Origin of the sequence: Streptomonospora nanhaiensis (assembly GCF_013410565.1) — a bacterium.
Taxonomy (GTDB): Bacteria; Actinomycetota; Actinomycetes; order Streptosporangiales; family Streptosporangiaceae; genus Streptomonospora; species Streptomonospora nanhaiensis.
The window spans coordinates 1,584,189-1,598,392 of sequence record NZ_JACCFO010000001.1; the positions used below are offsets into that span (position 1 = coordinate 1,584,189).

The 14,204-nt window shown below is 76.3% G+C and carries 12 protein-coding genes; 5 read left to right on the top strand and 7 right to left on the bottom strand.

The window, feature by feature from the left end:
• Positions 1-72: 72 nt before the first annotated feature.
• From HNR12_RS06850 to amiA, 7 genes are all read right to left on the bottom strand, one after another.
• Complete coding sequence (locus HNR12_RS06850) at positions 73-1,764, bottom strand: ATP-binding cassette domain-containing protein (protein ID WP_179766699.1); 1,692 nt, start codon at positions 1,762-1,764, stop codon at positions 73-75.
• Positions 1,761-3,446 carry an ATP-binding cassette domain-containing protein gene (locus HNR12_RS06855; protein ID WP_179766700.1) on the bottom strand — a complete coding sequence of 562 codons (1,686 nt, stop codon included), beginning with the start codon at positions 3,444-3,446 and terminating at the stop codon, positions 1,761-1,763. The genes HNR12_RS06850 and HNR12_RS06855 overlap by 4 nt, the downstream gene beginning before the upstream one ends.
• On the bottom strand, positions 3,443-4,543 hold the full coding sequence (locus HNR12_RS06860) for a hypothetical protein (RefSeq protein ID WP_179766701.1): 1,101 nt from the start codon (positions 4,541-4,543) through the stop codon (positions 3,443-3,445). The genes HNR12_RS06855 and HNR12_RS06860 overlap by 4 nt, the downstream gene beginning before the upstream one ends.
• 7 nt (positions 4,544-4,550) lie before the next feature.
• A complete protein-coding gene (locus tag HNR12_RS06865) occupies positions 4,551-5,990 on the bottom strand; it encodes a YcaO-like family protein (RefSeq protein ID WP_179766702.1) in 1,440 nt (479 codons plus the stop codon).
• Positions 5,987-6,997, bottom strand: a complete 1,011-nt coding sequence (locus tag HNR12_RS06870) for a CocE/NonD family hydrolase (protein ID WP_179766703.1) — start codon at positions 6,995-6,997, stop codon at positions 5,987-5,989. The genes HNR12_RS06865 and HNR12_RS06870 overlap by 4 nt, the downstream gene beginning before the upstream one ends.
• Positions 6,994-7,833 (bottom strand): hypothetical protein, encoded by an 840-nt coding sequence (locus HNR12_RS06875; RefSeq protein WP_179766704.1) that lies wholly within the window; start codon positions 7,831-7,833, stop codon positions 6,994-6,996. Before HNR12_RS06875 ends, HNR12_RS06870 begins: the two co-directional genes overlap by 4 nt.
• 83 nt (positions 7,834-7,916) lie before the next feature.
• Positions 7,917-8,027, bottom strand: coding sequence for a streptamidine family RiPP (gene amiA, locus HNR12_RS28275; protein WP_246425016.1), 111 nt, complete (start codon positions 8,025-8,027; stop codon positions 7,917-7,919).
• Positions 8,028-8,143: 116 nt separating this feature from the next.
• On the opposite strand from amiA, the gene HNR12_RS06880 reads away from it, so the two are divergent.
• From HNR12_RS06880 to HNR12_RS06900, 5 genes are read left to right on the top strand one after another with little or no spacing between them, the layout of a single operon-like run.
• Positions 8,144-9,346, top strand: a complete 1,203-nt coding sequence (locus HNR12_RS06880; RefSeq protein ID WP_179766705.1) for a hypothetical protein — start codon at positions 8,144-8,146, stop codon at positions 9,344-9,346.
• Between the two features lie 29 nt (positions 9,347-9,375).
• Positions 9,376-11,115, top strand: a complete 1,740-nt coding sequence (locus HNR12_RS06885) for a prolyl oligopeptidase family serine peptidase (RefSeq protein ID WP_246425017.1) — start codon at positions 9,376-9,378, stop codon at positions 11,113-11,115.
• Positions 11,116-11,119: 4 nt separating this feature from the next.
• Positions 11,120-12,292, top strand: a complete 1,173-nt coding sequence (locus tag HNR12_RS06890; protein ID WP_179766707.1) for a FecCD family ABC transporter permease — start codon at positions 11,120-11,122, stop codon at positions 12,290-12,292.
• Entirely contained in the window at positions 12,289-13,125 is an 837-nt protein-coding gene (locus HNR12_RS06895) for an ABC transporter ATP-binding protein (RefSeq protein WP_179766708.1), read from the top strand. The genes HNR12_RS06890 and HNR12_RS06895 overlap by 4 nt, the downstream gene beginning before the upstream one ends.
• Positions 13,122-14,165, top strand: a complete 1,044-nt coding sequence (locus HNR12_RS06900; protein WP_179766709.1) for an ABC transporter substrate-binding protein — start codon at positions 13,122-13,124, stop codon at positions 14,163-14,165. The genes HNR12_RS06895 and HNR12_RS06900 overlap by 4 nt, the downstream gene beginning before the upstream one ends.
• The last annotated feature ends 39 nt before the right edge of the window (positions 14,166-14,204 follow it).

The following is a 14,204-nucleotide window of genomic DNA, read 5'->3' on the forward strand; positions in this document are numbered from 1 at the left end:
CAGGGACGCGACGGCCGCGGTGATCCCCTTCTTGTCGTAGAGCCGTCTGCGGCCGTTCCGCTTCGAACGGCGTCAGTGGACGTGGGCTTCCGGGGCGCGGCCGGCGGGTGCGGCGATGTCGATGACGCGTCCGCAGCGTGCGAGGGTCTCGGCGCGGTGCGAGGCGATGAGGACCGTGCCGTCGAAGTCGGCGATGACGGTGGAGATCGCCCGTTCGGTGTCCGGGTCGAGGCTGGCGGTGACCTCGTCGACGAGCAGCACGCGGGGGCGCCGGACCAGGGCGCGGGCCAGGCAGAGGCGGGCCCGCTGTCCGCCGGAGAGCCGTACCCCGTCCTCGCCGAGGTCGTCGTCGAGGCCGATCCAGCCGGCGGCGCCCACGCGCTGGAGCACGGCGGCCAGTTCGCCGTCGGAGCGCGGTCCGGTTCCGCGGAGCAGGTTGTCGCGCACGGTGCCGTGGAACAGCGTCGCGTCCTGGTCGACCAGGGCGACCGCGCCGCGCAGCGCCGCGTCGTCGAGTTCGGTGAGGGGGACGCCCGCACCCTCCGCGGTGACGAGTTCGACGGTGCCCGCCGAGGGGTCCCAGAGGCGGGCGGCGAGCGCGATGACGGTGCTCTTGCCGGCCCCGGAGGGTCCGGCCAGTCCGACGTGCTCGCCGGGTGCCACCTCGGTGGACCAGGACGTGAGGGTCGGCGGCCGGGCGTCGTAGGCGAAGGACACGTCGCGGAACCGGAGCCCGAGCGGCCCCTCGGGCAGCCGACGCGGCGCGCGCGGGGCGGCCACGACCGGGGGGCGGTTGATGCCGGCGGCGACCCGGTCGGCGCCGGCGACGAGGGGGTGGAGCTGGGTGAGCGTCGTGGTGGCGTCCGTGATCGCCCCGACCCCGGCCACGGCCAGCGCCACGAGGGCGGGCAGGAGCGCCGGGGACAGCCGCGCGTCGGTGCCCCCGGTCAGCACCCCCGCGGCGGCGGCGCTGACGGCGATGACGCCGATGACCACGGCGGTGACGATGAGTTCCCGCACGGCCGTGACGAGCTGCGCCAAAAGTTCCCGGCGGCGCGTGATCGCGGTGGCGCGCCTGGTGGCGGTGTCGGTGTCGGCGATCACGCGGGGGGCGAGCCGGTAGGCGAGCACCTCGCGGAGGGCGCCGAGCGCGTCGACGGTCCGCGCGGACAGGGCCGACCGCTCGTGCTGCTCCCGCTCCCCCAGCCGCCGCGCCGTCCGCGCCCAGTACAGGGCGGTCGTCGCCACGGCCGCGCCGCCGGCGAGCATGACGGCCCCGGCCTCCGGCAGCAGGACGGCCGCGGTGGCCAGGGCGGCGAGGAACACGGTGATCGAGGCGCCGAGCTGGGCGACGGTGTGGGCGTAGAAGAACTCGAGCTTCTCGATGTCGCCCATGGCGACGGTGGCCGCGCGTCCGGAGTGCTCGCGCCGGCGTCCGGGGACGCTGCGCGCGTAGGCGTCGAACAGCGCCATCCGCAGCCGGGCCAGGACGCGGTAGGCCAGGGCGTGGGAGACGTCCATCTCCTGCCAGGTCAGGACGGTGCGCAGCAGCACGAGCCCGATGACCGGGACCCACCAGGCCGGTCCGGGCGGTGTCCGGTCGACGACGGCGTGGCCCACCGCCCACGCCGTGAGCACGGTGAGGGCGGCCAGGGCGAGCGCGCTCACCGTGCCGACCAGGTAGCTCCACAGCATCCCGCGCCACTCGGGGCGCAGGGCGGGCAGCAGGCGGCGGAGGGTCCGGAGCGCGGAGGCGGTGTTCACCGGGTACTCATCTCCAGGTGTCCGGCGTCCAGGCGCAGCACGGTGGCGACGCCGGCGAGTGCCTCGGGACGGTGGCTGATCATGATGACGATGCGGTCGCGGGCGACGCGGTGGAGTGTCTCGACGACCTCTGCGGCGCGGTCGGCGTCCAGCGCGCTGGTGGGCTCGTCGACGAGGAGGACCGGGCGGCGCGCGAGGAGGGCCCGGGCGAGGGCGAGGCGCTGGCGCTGCCCGCCCGACAGGTTCGCGCCCGCTTCGGCGACCTCGGTGTCGAACCCGCGGGGAAGGCCGCGGATCTCGTCGAGGACTCCGGCCGCCCGGCACGCGGCGGCGAGGTCGGACTCCTCCGGCGTGCCGGTGACGGCGAGGTTGTCCCGGACGGTTCCGGCGAAGAGCACCGGGCGCTGGGAGACCACCGCGATGTCGTCGGGGCGCACGGGCCGGCCGTCGAGGGTGATGCGGCCGGAGTCGGGGGTGAGGAAGCCGAGGAGCAGGTCGAACAGGGTGGACTTCCCCGCTCCGGACTCTCCGACGATCGCGGTGAGCGATCCGCGCCGGGCGGTCAGACTGAGGTGGCGCAGGACGTCGTCGCGGGCGCCGGGATAGCGGAAGCTCAGGTCTGCGACGTGCAGCACCTCCGCACGGCCGTCCGCGGCCGCCGTGCCGGGCACGGCGCCTCCGGAGGGGTGGGACGCCGGCCCGCCCTGGGCGGCGCGCCGCGCCGTGTCGTGGTCCGGGGTGAAGGCGCCGAGCTCGGCCAGGCCGGGGACGGCGGTGAGCCCGAGGAATCCGGCGTGCCAGTGCCGTGAGAGGTCGCGGATCGGGCGGAACGCCTCGGAGGCGAGCAGGAGGACCAGGTAGGTCTCGACGGCGGGGGCCTGCCCGGTGGCGGCGTGGCCGAGGGCCGCGGCCGCCGCGGCGACGACGCCCGCCTGCACCGCGAAGTCGATCACGGCGGTCTCGGCCAGCGAGACCCGCATGACGCGTTCGGTGGCGCGGCGCAGCGCCTCGGAGCGGGCGTCCAGCCGCTGCCGGGTGCCGGGCACGTCGCCGAGTGCGCGCAGGGTCGCCATGCCGCGCAGGGATTCGAGCAGGTCGGCGCTGAGGGCCTCGTAGCTGTCCCAGTGGTCGAGCCCCCGCCGGGCCATCATCCGCTTCCACGCCATGGGCCCCAGCAGCGCCAGCACGATCCCCGCCGCCACGCACAGCCCCGCCGCCGGCGAGATCAGGAGCAGCGCGGCCACCACGAGGGGGCAGGCGAGGAGCACCTGCGCGACGGCGGGGATGTACTTCGAGACGTAGGCGTCGGTGCCGTCGACGCCGTCGCCCAGGCCGGCCCGCACCGCCCCGGCCCGGGCGGCGGTGTCGTGCAGCCGTTCGGGCACCAGCGCGGCCCGCATCGCGCGGCGGCGCAGGCGCTGCCGGACGCGGCCGCCCAGCCCGGCGGCGGCGGAGGTCTGGCCGAGGGAGAGCAGCGTGCGCGCCAGCGCGATCCCGACGATCAGCGCCAGCGCGGCGGACACGTCCCCGGGGTTTCCGCTTAGCACCGCGGACATCGCCCAGGCGACGGCAACGGCCTGGGCGAGGTGGGTGAGGAGGACGAGCACCAGCAGCGCGGTACTGCGCGTCAGCGCCGCGGGGAACCGGGCCGCCTCCCGCCAGAGTTCGGCGACGATCATCATGGCGCGGCCTCCCCGTCCGCGCCCGGGCCGCCGGGAAGCATCGCCAGGGCGTGCACGGTCCAGCGGCCGCGGGTGGCGGTGAAGCCGGACACCGGACGGCAGCGCCACCGCCCCGACGCGGCGCCCGCGTAGCACAGGGCGGCCGCGGCCCGGTGGGCCCGCCACAGGACGCCGGCGACGGCGGCGGCCGGGGCGGCGGTCGCGACCGACCACGTTTCGAGGCGGTGGGCGCCCAGGATCCACGCCTGCCCGCACGCCGCCGCGGCGCGTTCGGCTCCGGCCGCGCGCGGCCGGTGCCGCGCCGCGCGGGTGAACTCGCTGATCGCCGGCGACCGGCGGCCGGCCAGGGCGGCACGGCGCCCGGGGTCCGGAGCCCAGGCGGCCGGCAGCTCCACGGCCGCGAGGGGGATCTCCGGGGCGAGTCCCTGGGCGAGCCACCGCTCGTGCTCGGCGGCGCGGGGCACGCCGAGCAGCCCGCGCAGCGCCGCGCTCGGGCCGAGCAGCACCCGGGCGGGCTCCGCGCGGACGAGGAACTCCACGGCGGCGAGCGCGTAGGCGGTGTCGGCGATCCACAGCGGCCAGGCGCGATGGCGGTAGCGGCCGAAGCTGCGGCCCGGCTGGACGGTCAGGACCACGTGCGTCCCCGCCGGCGGGTGGCCGGCGGGGTCGGTGCGGCGGCCGACCGCGCGCTCGGCGCGGTCGTCACGTCGCAGCAGCGTGTCGTGCTCGTGGTCGTAGACGTACCGGCCCGCCTCCAGGGTGCCGCCGGCGGTGCCGACGACCAGGTGGGTCTGCACCGGGTAGGCCCCTCCGGCCGAGGGCACCGGGCGCCTGCGGACCCCGGTGAGGGTGCCGTCGGGCAGCCGGTGGAACCCCTCACCGGACCACAGCCCGGTGAGCAGGTCCCGTTCGCGGCCGCAGACCGCCACCGGGACGGCGCCGACCCGGTGCCAGGGGTTGACGCGCGGCCCGGGCGGGGCCGCCGGGCCCGGGGGGTCGGCGGCGAACGCGCGCGCGAGGACGGCGGGAAGGCGGGGCGGTTTCGTCGGGCGGGGCGCGCGGCGTGCCCGGCCGGGCGGATGGTCGGTGGAGAACACGGGGGCCTTACATGTGCGGGGGCGGGACGAGGGTGAAGTCCTTTGGGCCGCCGCTCCACGTCGTGCGCCACCGGCGTTCCGCGGCCGCGTCCGCGAAGCGGGGCATGCCGAGATAGGCGAAGGCGGCGGGGGCGTTGGGGACGAGCCCGGTGATGAAGGTCCGCACCACGCGCAGCGGCGTCCGGCGGATGTCGGTCGTGGTCAGGTCGCGCGTGAGGATCCGGTGGCCGCGGCGGGCCAGCCGCCGGTAGACCTCGTCCATCGTGACCGGCTCCAGGGCGGTGATCGGGCGGGTGCCCAGGACCGGCGCGGTGAAGCGCCGGGCCTCCTCGTGGACGCGCGGGTCGAGCCAGAGCTGGACGTGGGCGCCGAGGTCGATGATGTTCTCGCACTGCTCGCCGGCGGCGTCGCGGTAGGCGGCGTCGTCGCGGAAGTCCAGGTAGAGGCCGCGGGCGAGCAGGCCGTGCTCGACGGCGCGGAACACCCAGCCGTCGGCGGTGGTGCACCCCTGGGTGTAGACCCAGGTGTGGATGGCTTCGAGGACCGCCTTGCGGGCGGCCCGGACCGGGTCGCAGGAGGCGGAGAAGCCCGCCGCGTACAGGCCGCGCTCCTCGTCGTGCACGAGTGCCGCCACAGCGGGGGCGAACTCCGAGGGCATGGCCACCAGGAAGACGCGCAGGGAGCCGCCGCCGAGGTCCGCCTGGAGGCCGGGGACGCTGGCGGGGTCGATGCCGAAGGCGGGGCCGTCGAGGTGCCACCACAGTTCGAGGGCGTCGCGTTCGACGATCTCCAGGACCCCGCGGTCGCGGGCGTCGTCGGCGCCCTGGCCGGTGGCGATACCGGCGTAGTTGAGGTGGTGGGTGCGGGGCAGGCTCCGGAAGCGCGCCTGCCGCCAGTTGAGGTGGATCAGCGAGGCGGGCACCCACACCGGGGCGCCGTCAAGGCCGGCGCACCGCGCCCACAGGGTCGGCGTGGCCTCGGTGAGCGGCCGGTAGGGGAACCCCTCGCGGGCGTACTGCCACGGGGCGAACACCGGCAGGTCCGCCAACGCGATCGGGTCGGCGCCCGCGGCCACCAGGTCCGCGCGGGAGGCGACGCGCAGGTCGTCGTCGGGGAGTTCGGCGGGGAGCCAGTTGCCGCAGTAGCGTTCGACCCCTTCGGCGATCGCGGCGATCCGGGCCTGGGCGGGGTCGCCGAAGGAGGTGCCCAGCGAGACGCGGTCGGCGGGCCACTCGCCGAGCCGCCGCGCGTCGGAGACGGCAGCGGTCATCGCCACGTAGGACGCCGGTGCCCCGGCGGGGTGCGGCACCGCCCGGACGGACCGGATGATCCCGCACTCGGGGTCGACCAGTGCCTCGACGGGCAGGGGGCGCTCGTCGGCGTGCGGGGTGGGGGCGGTCCCGCCGGCCTCCCGCGGTGCGTGGCCGGCGGCTGCGGTCAGGGTCACGGTGGGGTCCTTTCGTGGCGCCAGGTCCCTGACGCGGGGTCGAGGAGCGACCGCGTGCGCGGCGCGGCCGTGGGCGCGAGGACGCCGGTCCACGCCGCCGCGGTACCGGGCAGCCCGTGCGCCGACAGCCACGGGTCGATGATGTGGGCCAGTCCGCCCGCCGCGGTGATGCGGGCCCGCTGGGCGGTGTCGGCGACTCCCCCGACGAGGCCGTGCCCCCAGGGGCCGCTGGCGAAGTGGCTCGCGGCGTTCCAGGAGCGTGCGAGGCGCTGGGCGTCAGCGTGGAAGAAGTCGTCGTCGCCGCTGATCACCAGGAGCGGCGCGGCGACGCGGCCGTAGCGCGACGGCAGGTCGAGCCGCTGGGCGGTCCACAGCCGCCTCCAGCCCGCGCGCGCCCGCGGCGACCAGCCCCAGTCGGCGGCGGCCTCGATGACGCCGCGCTCGCGCGCGTGCGCGACGCGCCGGTCCAGCTCGGCGGGCGGCAGCGGGGGTTCGGAGCGGGGGGTCCGCCCGTGCTCGTGCCACCAGCCGATCCGGTGCCGGATCTGCGGGGTGCCGTCGGGGCCCCACGCGGTCTCGGCCGGCCCGAGCGCGGGGACGAGCACGATGACCGCCGCGACGGGGCCCAAAGGGCCGCCGCCGGCCGCCTCGGCGGCGGCGCGTGCGGCCTCCAGAGCGGTGTGGGCGGCGTAGGAGGCTCCGAAGAGGACCACCGGGAGCCCGGGGCGCTCCGCCGCCAGCCGCGCCAGGACCGCGCCGCCGTCGTCGTGCTCGTGCGTGTAGGGGGACCAGTGCCCCTCGGACCGGTACCGTCCGCGCACGTCCTGCACGAGGCAGTGGTAGCCGCGCTCGTTCCACGAGCGCGCGATCGGCGCGTGCCGGTCCGCGTCGTAGGGGGTGCGGATCAGCACGATGCCTTCGGCGTGCGCGCACTCCCACCACCGTCCGCGCAGGACGGTGCCGTCGTGGGACGGGCAGTGGTGGTCGCGCGCGGCGGCGGCGGTCATGACGGCCGGGCCGCCGCGCCGTCGAGGGCCGGCGGCGGGTCGTAGGCCAGGACCGGGTGCTCGCTGAGCGTGCCGGTGGACGCGACGAGTCTCCACAGCGTGTTGCGGTAGCCCTCCAGCGTGTCCGCCTGCTGCGCCCAGGCGAGGGCGACGGTGAGGATCCGGCCGGCCAGCAGCGTGCGCGCGGCGGGCGGGAGTTCGTCGCGGGGGCCGGCGGCGGCGCGCTGCCAGGCGTCGAGTTGGCGGGGCACGGGGCTCGCCGCCAGGCGGCGGCGCCGGACCTGATCGGCGGTGGGGTCGCCGGGGGTGAGGCTGATCGGGTCGACGAAGCAGACCCCGCCCTCACGGTAGGCGCGCAGCCACGCGACGCCCTCGCCGGGCAGCGTGTCGAGCAGGTCCCACCGGGCGCGTTCGGCGGGTGAGTCGGCGTAGGCGATCACGAGGTCCCAGGGCCGGCCGGGCCGTCCGCGGCCACTCGCCGCCGCGTCGGCGGACAGGCGGGCGGGGGACACGCCCCATCCGGTGAGGGCGTCGGCCAGCGCCTCGACCGGCGCGCCGTGTCCGACCAGCCCGACGCCGCGCCGCGCGCTCGGCCAGCGGCGCTCGGCGTCGGCGTCCTCGCGGGCGGCCATCTGCGCGGCCAGCTTCTCGGCGTAGGCGCCGGCCTCCGGGTCGTCGGCGGGCGCGCCGGACAAGGCGCCGACGAGGCCGGCCGGCGGGTGCCGCAGGCGGAGGAAGGTCCCCGAGGACGTGCGCACGACGCCGGTGCCGTCGTGGTCGACGAGCACGTCGGCACCGCTCCCCGGTACGCGGGCGACAACGGGTTCTGGGGTCATCTGCGCCTCTCGAACGGCCCGGCCGGGCGGCGCAGGCCGCCCGACCGGGTTTCATATCCGCCTGACAGCGTCGCGGACGATGACTAGTCGAAGGGGTTCTCGACGAGGGCGTTGGAGTGCGAGGCGGACAGGTGCGCCAGCTGCTCGGGCTCCTCGATCTCGGCGACGATCTGCTGGTCCGTCTGCTGGTCCATGGCGATGTCCTCTCTGTGCGACTGACGTACCGGCGCGTGTGCGTCGGCACGTGCTCTCGGGGAGCACAGCGCACTCTACTTGATAACGGTTTTCATTACCAATATTGTCTTTTTTCATGACCGTGGACCAGCTCTTCGTGGCCGACTACCGCGCGGGCCGCACCTACGCCGTCGACGGCGGTGGCGCCCGCGTGCTCGGCCGCGGGGTGCTCGCCGAGCACGCCGGGGTCCTGGCGCTGCCGCGCGGCGGTGCGACCGACGCGCAGTGGGCGTTCGTCGACGACCGGTCCGGCGCGCTCGTGGCGCTCGGCCCCGGCGGTGAGCGGCGCGTTCCCGTGGCCATCCCCGGTGAGCACCTCGCCTGCGACCCCTCGGGGCGCTACGTGGTGGTGACCACCGGTCTCGGCGCCAACGCGTCGGCGTGGAGCGACGTCGTCACCGTTGTCGACCTGCCGGCCGGCGAGTCCGTGCGGTTCCGCTCGCGGACGGGCGAGCCCGGGGCGCTGGTGGTCCCCGACCAGGCCGGCGGCGAGCCGGTGGCCGTGCTGCGCCACCGCGAGCCCGGAGCCGTCGAGGCGCTCCCCCTCACCCGGTGCCTCGACGCCGGCGCCCATGTGCCCGCGCTCGCCGGCGCCGTCCTCGACGGGATCGCCGACGACGGCCACGGCGATGTCGTGGACCAGCGCACCGGCGTCGCGGCGACCGCGACGAGCAGGGGCCTGGAGCGGTTCGTCGTCGACGACGGCGTGCCGCGGACGATCGGCGTCGTCCCCTGGCCGGTGCCCGGACGCGCCTTCTACCTGCGCTTCGACCCGGCCACCGGCCGCGCCGTGGGCGTGGTGCGCGGCGGGCCGGCCGCACCGGCCGCGTGGACCCGCTGGACCAACCACCTGGTCGACATCGACCTGTCCACCGGCGACACGCGCTGCCTGGAACTTCCACCGGGACTGGCGTTCCGGTTCGCGCTCGGCGGCGGGCGGGCCGCGGTGGCCACGATCCACCCCGAGCAGGACGAACTGACCCTCGTCGAGCGCGCCGGGCCGGAACTGCGCGTCCTGTACCGCAGGCCGCTTCCCGCGATGTCGCGTCCGCCGGCCGCCGGGCGCCTGCCGTGGGACCCGGTGGGCGACGCTCCCGCGCAGCGCCGCGCCGTCGCCCTCGACCCCTCCGGCACGACCGCCGCGGTGACCCGCGGCGGCGACGCCGAACTCCACCTGGTCCGCGAGGACCGCCTCGACACCGTCGGCATGCCGAGCCCGCTGGACGAGGGCGGGCACCTGCACTGGTCCGGCGGCGGCTTCGACCCCGTTGGCCGGTAATGCCGAACACCTCTCGCACCCCCTCGCCGATGACCGTGCCCGCCCTCGACGCCGCGTTGGCCTCGTGGGAGCGCCACGGGCGCCCCGGCCTTCCCGACCGCGGATTCGCTCTCAGCAGGCTTCCGGGCCGCCGGCGGCGGGGGATCTACCGGGTCGGCGGCACCGCACCGGTCTTCGAGCCTGACGGGCACATCCTGCGCATGGCGCCCTCGCCCGACGGGCGCTCCATCGCCGTTCAGCTGGCCGACCGCGCCGACGAGGACGCCGCCTTGGCGGTGGTCGACACCGCGACGGGCGCCCTGCGCACCTACCCGGAGGTCCGCTGCCGCTACGACCCCATGCTCTGGAGCGCGGACTCCGCCCTGGTCGAACTCGCCGCGGGCGGGTCGCGCCGGTTCGTCGGCCTCGACGCGGCCACCGGCCGGCTCCGGACCTGGGCGGTGCCGCCGGACGTACGGCTCCGGCTGTTTCCCGGCGGGGCCCGCGGGGTGCTCGCCGAAAGCCGCCCCGGCCGGCCCACCGTCCTCACCGACCGCGCCACCGGCACCCGGCTCGGCGCGTTCAGCGCCGTCATGCGGGTGCTGGCCGCCGGAGACGACGTCCTGGTCCACGACGGAGCACGCCTCCACGCCGTCGACCCGCGCAGCGGCACCCCGCGATGGTCCTGGGCGGACCCGTCCCTGCGGATCACCTCGATCGCCGCCCGCGGCACCGACGTGCTCGTGGCCGGCGTGCGCGCGGGCCGCAGTGTGCTACTGCGGGTCGCCCAGGGGGCGGTCACCGCCGACCGGGCGGTGGCCTACCGGGGCGGTCCGGCCGTCGCGACCGAGGTGGGCGCCGACGCCGACGGGTTCCACGTCCTCGTCGAGGGCCCGGTCCTTCCCCCGCGGGTCGTCGCGGCCGACCGGCTCCTGGCCCAACGGCCCGCCGCGACCGCGCCGCCCGCCTTCGCGCGCACCGACCGGCACGCGGTCACCGCCGACGACGGCGCCCGCGTGCCGGTCGTGGTCACCTCGCCCGCGGGCGCGACCGGCCCCACCCCGCTGATCCTGACCTGCTACGGCGGCTTCGGGGTCCCGAGCCTGCCCACGTTCGAACCGACGGTGCCGGCGTGGATCGCGCACGGCGGACGGTACGCGATCGCGCAGATCCGGGGCGGCGGCGAGCACGGGGCGGCGTGGCGCGAGGCCGGGCGGGGCAGTGCCAAGGCCCGCGGCATCGGCGATCTGGCCGCCGCGGCACGCGGGCTCGTCAGCGCCGGACTCACCCGCCCCGACCTGCTCGTCCTGGCCGGCGCGTCCCACGGCGGCGTCGTCGCGGCCGGCTGCGCGTTCGAGTCCCCCGGCCTGTGCGCCGGGGTCGTCAGCACCGCCGCGCCGCTCGACCTGCTCAACCTCGGCGCCCATCCGCTCGGGAGGCACTGGATCGGCGAGTTCGGCGGTCCGGACGACGGCGGGCGGGCCGAGCGCCTCCGCCGGATCTCGCCCCTGCACCGCGCCAGAGAGCTCCCCGCCGGCACCGCCCTGCCCCGCTTCCTCGGCATCGTCTTGGACGAGGACTCCCGCGTGGTCGCCGACGACACCCAGGCGGTCGTCGACACGCTGCGCCGGGCCGGCGGCGACGCGGCCCTGTGGCGCGCGCCTGGAACCGGCCACGGCGGCAACCACCTCGACAGCCTCCACCGCCTGGGCGCCACCGTCCTCAGCTTCGCCGCGATCGCGACGCGATCGACGCCGACCACCCCGTCAACGGCCGGAAAGGGCTTCTGACTCCATGCCCGAAACAACGAGCGGACACCCCGGGGCGACGACGCCGGACCGCTCCCCCACCGCCTCGCGCGCAGCGCACGACACCCCCCGCGGCGTCCCGCCCGCCCCCGCCGCGGCCGCGCCCCGCCGGCGCGGCGCGCTCGCGGTGCGCGTCCTCGTCCCCGCCCTGACGCTCGCGCTGGCGGCGCTGCTGCTGCTGTCAACGAGCATCGGCACCATCGGGGTGTCGCCGGCCGACGCCTTCCGGATCATCCTCGGGCACCTCGTGCCCGGGATGCCGTGGATGTCGGACGGGTCGCTGACCACGGTGCAGGACAACGCCGTCTGGCAGTTCCGGCTGCCCCGCGTCCTGCTGGCCGCCCTCACCGGTGCCTCGCTCGCCCTGGCGGGCGCGCTGATCCAGGCGGTGGTCCACAACTCGCTCGCCGAGCCCTACATCCTCGGCGTCTCGGCCGGGGCGGGCGTGGGCGCGGTGTCGTTCATCGTCCTGGGGATCGGGATCAGCTCGCTGGGGATCGGCGCCTCCGCCTTCGTCGGCGCGCTGCTGGCGACCGGCGCGGTGTACTTCCTCGCCCGCAAGAACGGGCGCATCGCGCCGCAGCGGCTCATCCTGGCGGGCGTCGCGCTGGGCTCCCTGTTCAGCGCGGTGACCAGCTACCTCACCATCACCACCGACGCGCAGAACGTGTTCAGCATCATGTTCTTCCTGCTCGGCTCGGTCTCGGCCGCCACCATGGGGCACCTCGCCCTCCCGGCCTCGGCGCTGCTCGCCGTCGGCGTGCTCACGGCCTTCCGCGCACGCGCCCTCAACGCCCTCCTCGTCGGCGACGACGCGGCGGCGTCCCTCGGCGTGAACGTGAACCGCCTGCGGACGGCGGTCCTCGTGGCCGCGGCGCTGCTGACCGGTTCGGTCGTCGCCGTCTCGGGCGGGATCGGGTTCGTCGGGCTGGTCATCCCGCACATCGCGCGGATCGTGGTGGGGTCCGACCACCGGAAGATGCTGCCGGTCGCCGTGCTCGCCGGAGCGGTGTTCCTCGCCGGTTCGGACCTTCTGGCGCGGACGCTCGCGGCGCCGTCGGAGATCCCGCTGGGCGTGCTGACCGCCCTGGTCGGTGCGCCGTTCTTCCTGTGGCTGCTGCGGCGCGACCGCGCGGAGAGCGTGGGGATGAGCCGATGAGAGTCGACATCGAGAACCTCTCCGCGCACCGGGGCGGCCGGCCGGTCGTGGCCGACGTGACCGTCTCCGTGCCCTCGGGCACGGTCCTCGGGCTGCTGGGGCCCAACGGCAGCGGCAAGTCCACGCTGCTGCGCGCCGTGTCGGGCATCGCGGCCCCGTCGTCGGGGCGGGTGCGCCTCGACGGCGCCGACGTCGCGTCGCTGAGCCGCAAGGAGGTCGCCCTGCGGGTGGCGGTCATGGCGCAGGAGCACAGCGAGGAGTTCGAGATCCCCGTCCTGGACATGGTCCTGCTCGGGCGCATCCCGCACGGGCACGGCTTCGGCCGCGACTCCGACCGCGACATCGCCGTCGCCCTGGACGCCCTGGACCGTGTCGGCGCCGCGCACCTGCACCACCGCTCGTTCTCGGCGCTCTCGGGCGGCGAGCGGCAGCGGGTGCTGTTCGCCCGCGCGCTCGCCCAGGACACCCCCGTGCTCGTCCTCGACGAGCCCACCAACCACCTCGACATCGCCCACCAGCTTGAGCTGCTCGACCTCGTCCAGGCCGCCGGCAGGACCGTTGTCGTGGCCCTCCACGACCTCAACCTCGCCGCGCGCTTCTGCGACACCGTCGGCGTCCTCGTCGGCGGGCGGCTGACCGCGCTGGGAGCCCCGGAGGAGGTCCTGGACACCGACCTGATCCGTTCGGCGTTCGACGTCGACTCCACCGCGGTCGTCCACCCGCGTTCGGGCCGGCGGCACTTCATCTTCGACGCCCGCAGCACCCCGCGGCGCGCCGAAGGCCCGGCCCACGACCCGTCCGTTTCAGCCCCGGAAGGAATCACCCTCCCATGATCCGCTCTGCGTCCCCCGCCGCCGCGGCGAGCCGTGCCCGCCGCCGCACCCCCCTGCCCGCGCTCGCCGCCGCCGCGGCCCTGCCGCTGGTGCTGTCCGCCTGCGGGACAGGGGTCACCAGCGGCTCCGATGCGGCCGACGGCTCGGGCGAGGCGGTGACGATCACCAACTGCGGCCGCGAGCTCTCCTTTGACTCAACCCCCACCAGCGTCGTCGGCATGATGCCCTCGCAGACCGAACTGCTGATCCGCCTCGGCGCCCTGGACTCCCTCGTCGGCCAGGCCCAGACCGACGTCTCACCGCTGCCGGACGACATCGCCGACCAGGCCGCCGACATCCCGGTGCTCAGCACCGACGTACCCCCGGCGCGCGAGGACCTCCTCGCCGCCGCCCCCGACCTGGTGGTCTCCCCCACGGAGTACGAGTTCACCGCCGAGCAGGGCTTCGCCAGCATCGAACAGCTGAAGCAGAACGGCGCCCAGGCCTACGTCGCGACCGGCGGCTGCCTCGACCGCCGCAACACCGCGGAGGTCACCGACGTGCTGACCGACATCGAGAACCTCGGTGCGATCCTGCGCGTGCCCGATGTCGCCGAGGAGCTCTCCCAGGACGCCGAGGCGCGGCTGTCCGACGTCGAGGCCGCGATCGGCGACGTGCCCCGCCGCACGGTCGCCCAGGTCTACGTCGAGGGCAACTCGCTCCAGGCGATCGGCGCCGGAATCGAGGCGGACATCATCGCCACCGCCGGCGGGGAGAACGTCTTCGACCCCGACGCACCCGAGTTCGCCGACTTCTTCGCCGCCGAGATCACCCCCGAGGAGATCATCAGCCGCGACCCCGACGCCATCGTCTTCAGCGTGTCGAGCCCCGAGTCCGAGGAGAACACCCGCGACTACCTTGAGCGGACCTTCCCCGACGTGGCCGCCGTGAAGAACGACCGCCTCATCGCCGTCCCCAAGAGCGACCTGTTCCCCGGCACCCTCGGAAACATCGACGCCGTCGAACTCATCGCCCAGGAGCTGTACCCGGACGCGTTCTAGGCCCGCGGGCGCGGGAGACGCCCCGGCGGCGGGCCGCCC

Coding starts and splice junctions, on each gene's coding strand:
- HNR12_RS06855 (WP_179766700.1), bottom strand. CDS start 3,446: ATGATGATCGTCGCCGAACTCTGGCGGGAGGCGGCCCGGTTCCCCGCG.
- HNR12_RS06870 (WP_179766703.1), bottom strand. CDS start 6,997: ATGACCGCCGCCGCCGCGCGCGACCACCACTGCCCGTCCCACGACGGC.
- HNR12_RS06875 (WP_179766704.1), bottom strand. CDS start 7,833: ATGACCCCAGAACCCGTTGTCGCCCGCGTACCGGGGAGCGGTGCCGAC.
- amiA (WP_246425016.1), bottom strand. CDS start 8,027: ATGGACCAGCAGACGGACCAGCAGATCGTCGCCGAGATCGAGGAGCCC.
- HNR12_RS06880 (WP_179766705.1), top strand. CDS start 8,144: ATGACCGTGGACCAGCTCTTCGTGGCCGACTACCGCGCGGGCCGCACC.
- HNR12_RS06885 (WP_246425017.1), top strand. CDS start 9,376: ATGACCGTGCCCGCCCTCGACGCCGCGTTGGCCTCGTGGGAGCGCCAC.
- HNR12_RS06890 (WP_179766707.1), top strand. CDS start 11,120: ATGCCCGAAACAACGAGCGGACACCCCGGGGCGACGACGCCGGACCGC.
- HNR12_RS06895 (WP_179766708.1), top strand. CDS start 12,289: ATGAGAGTCGACATCGAGAACCTCTCCGCGCACCGGGGCGGCCGGCCG.
- HNR12_RS06900 (WP_179766709.1), top strand. CDS start 13,122: ATGATCCGCTCTGCGTCCCCCGCCGCCGCGGCGAGCCGTGCCCGCCGC.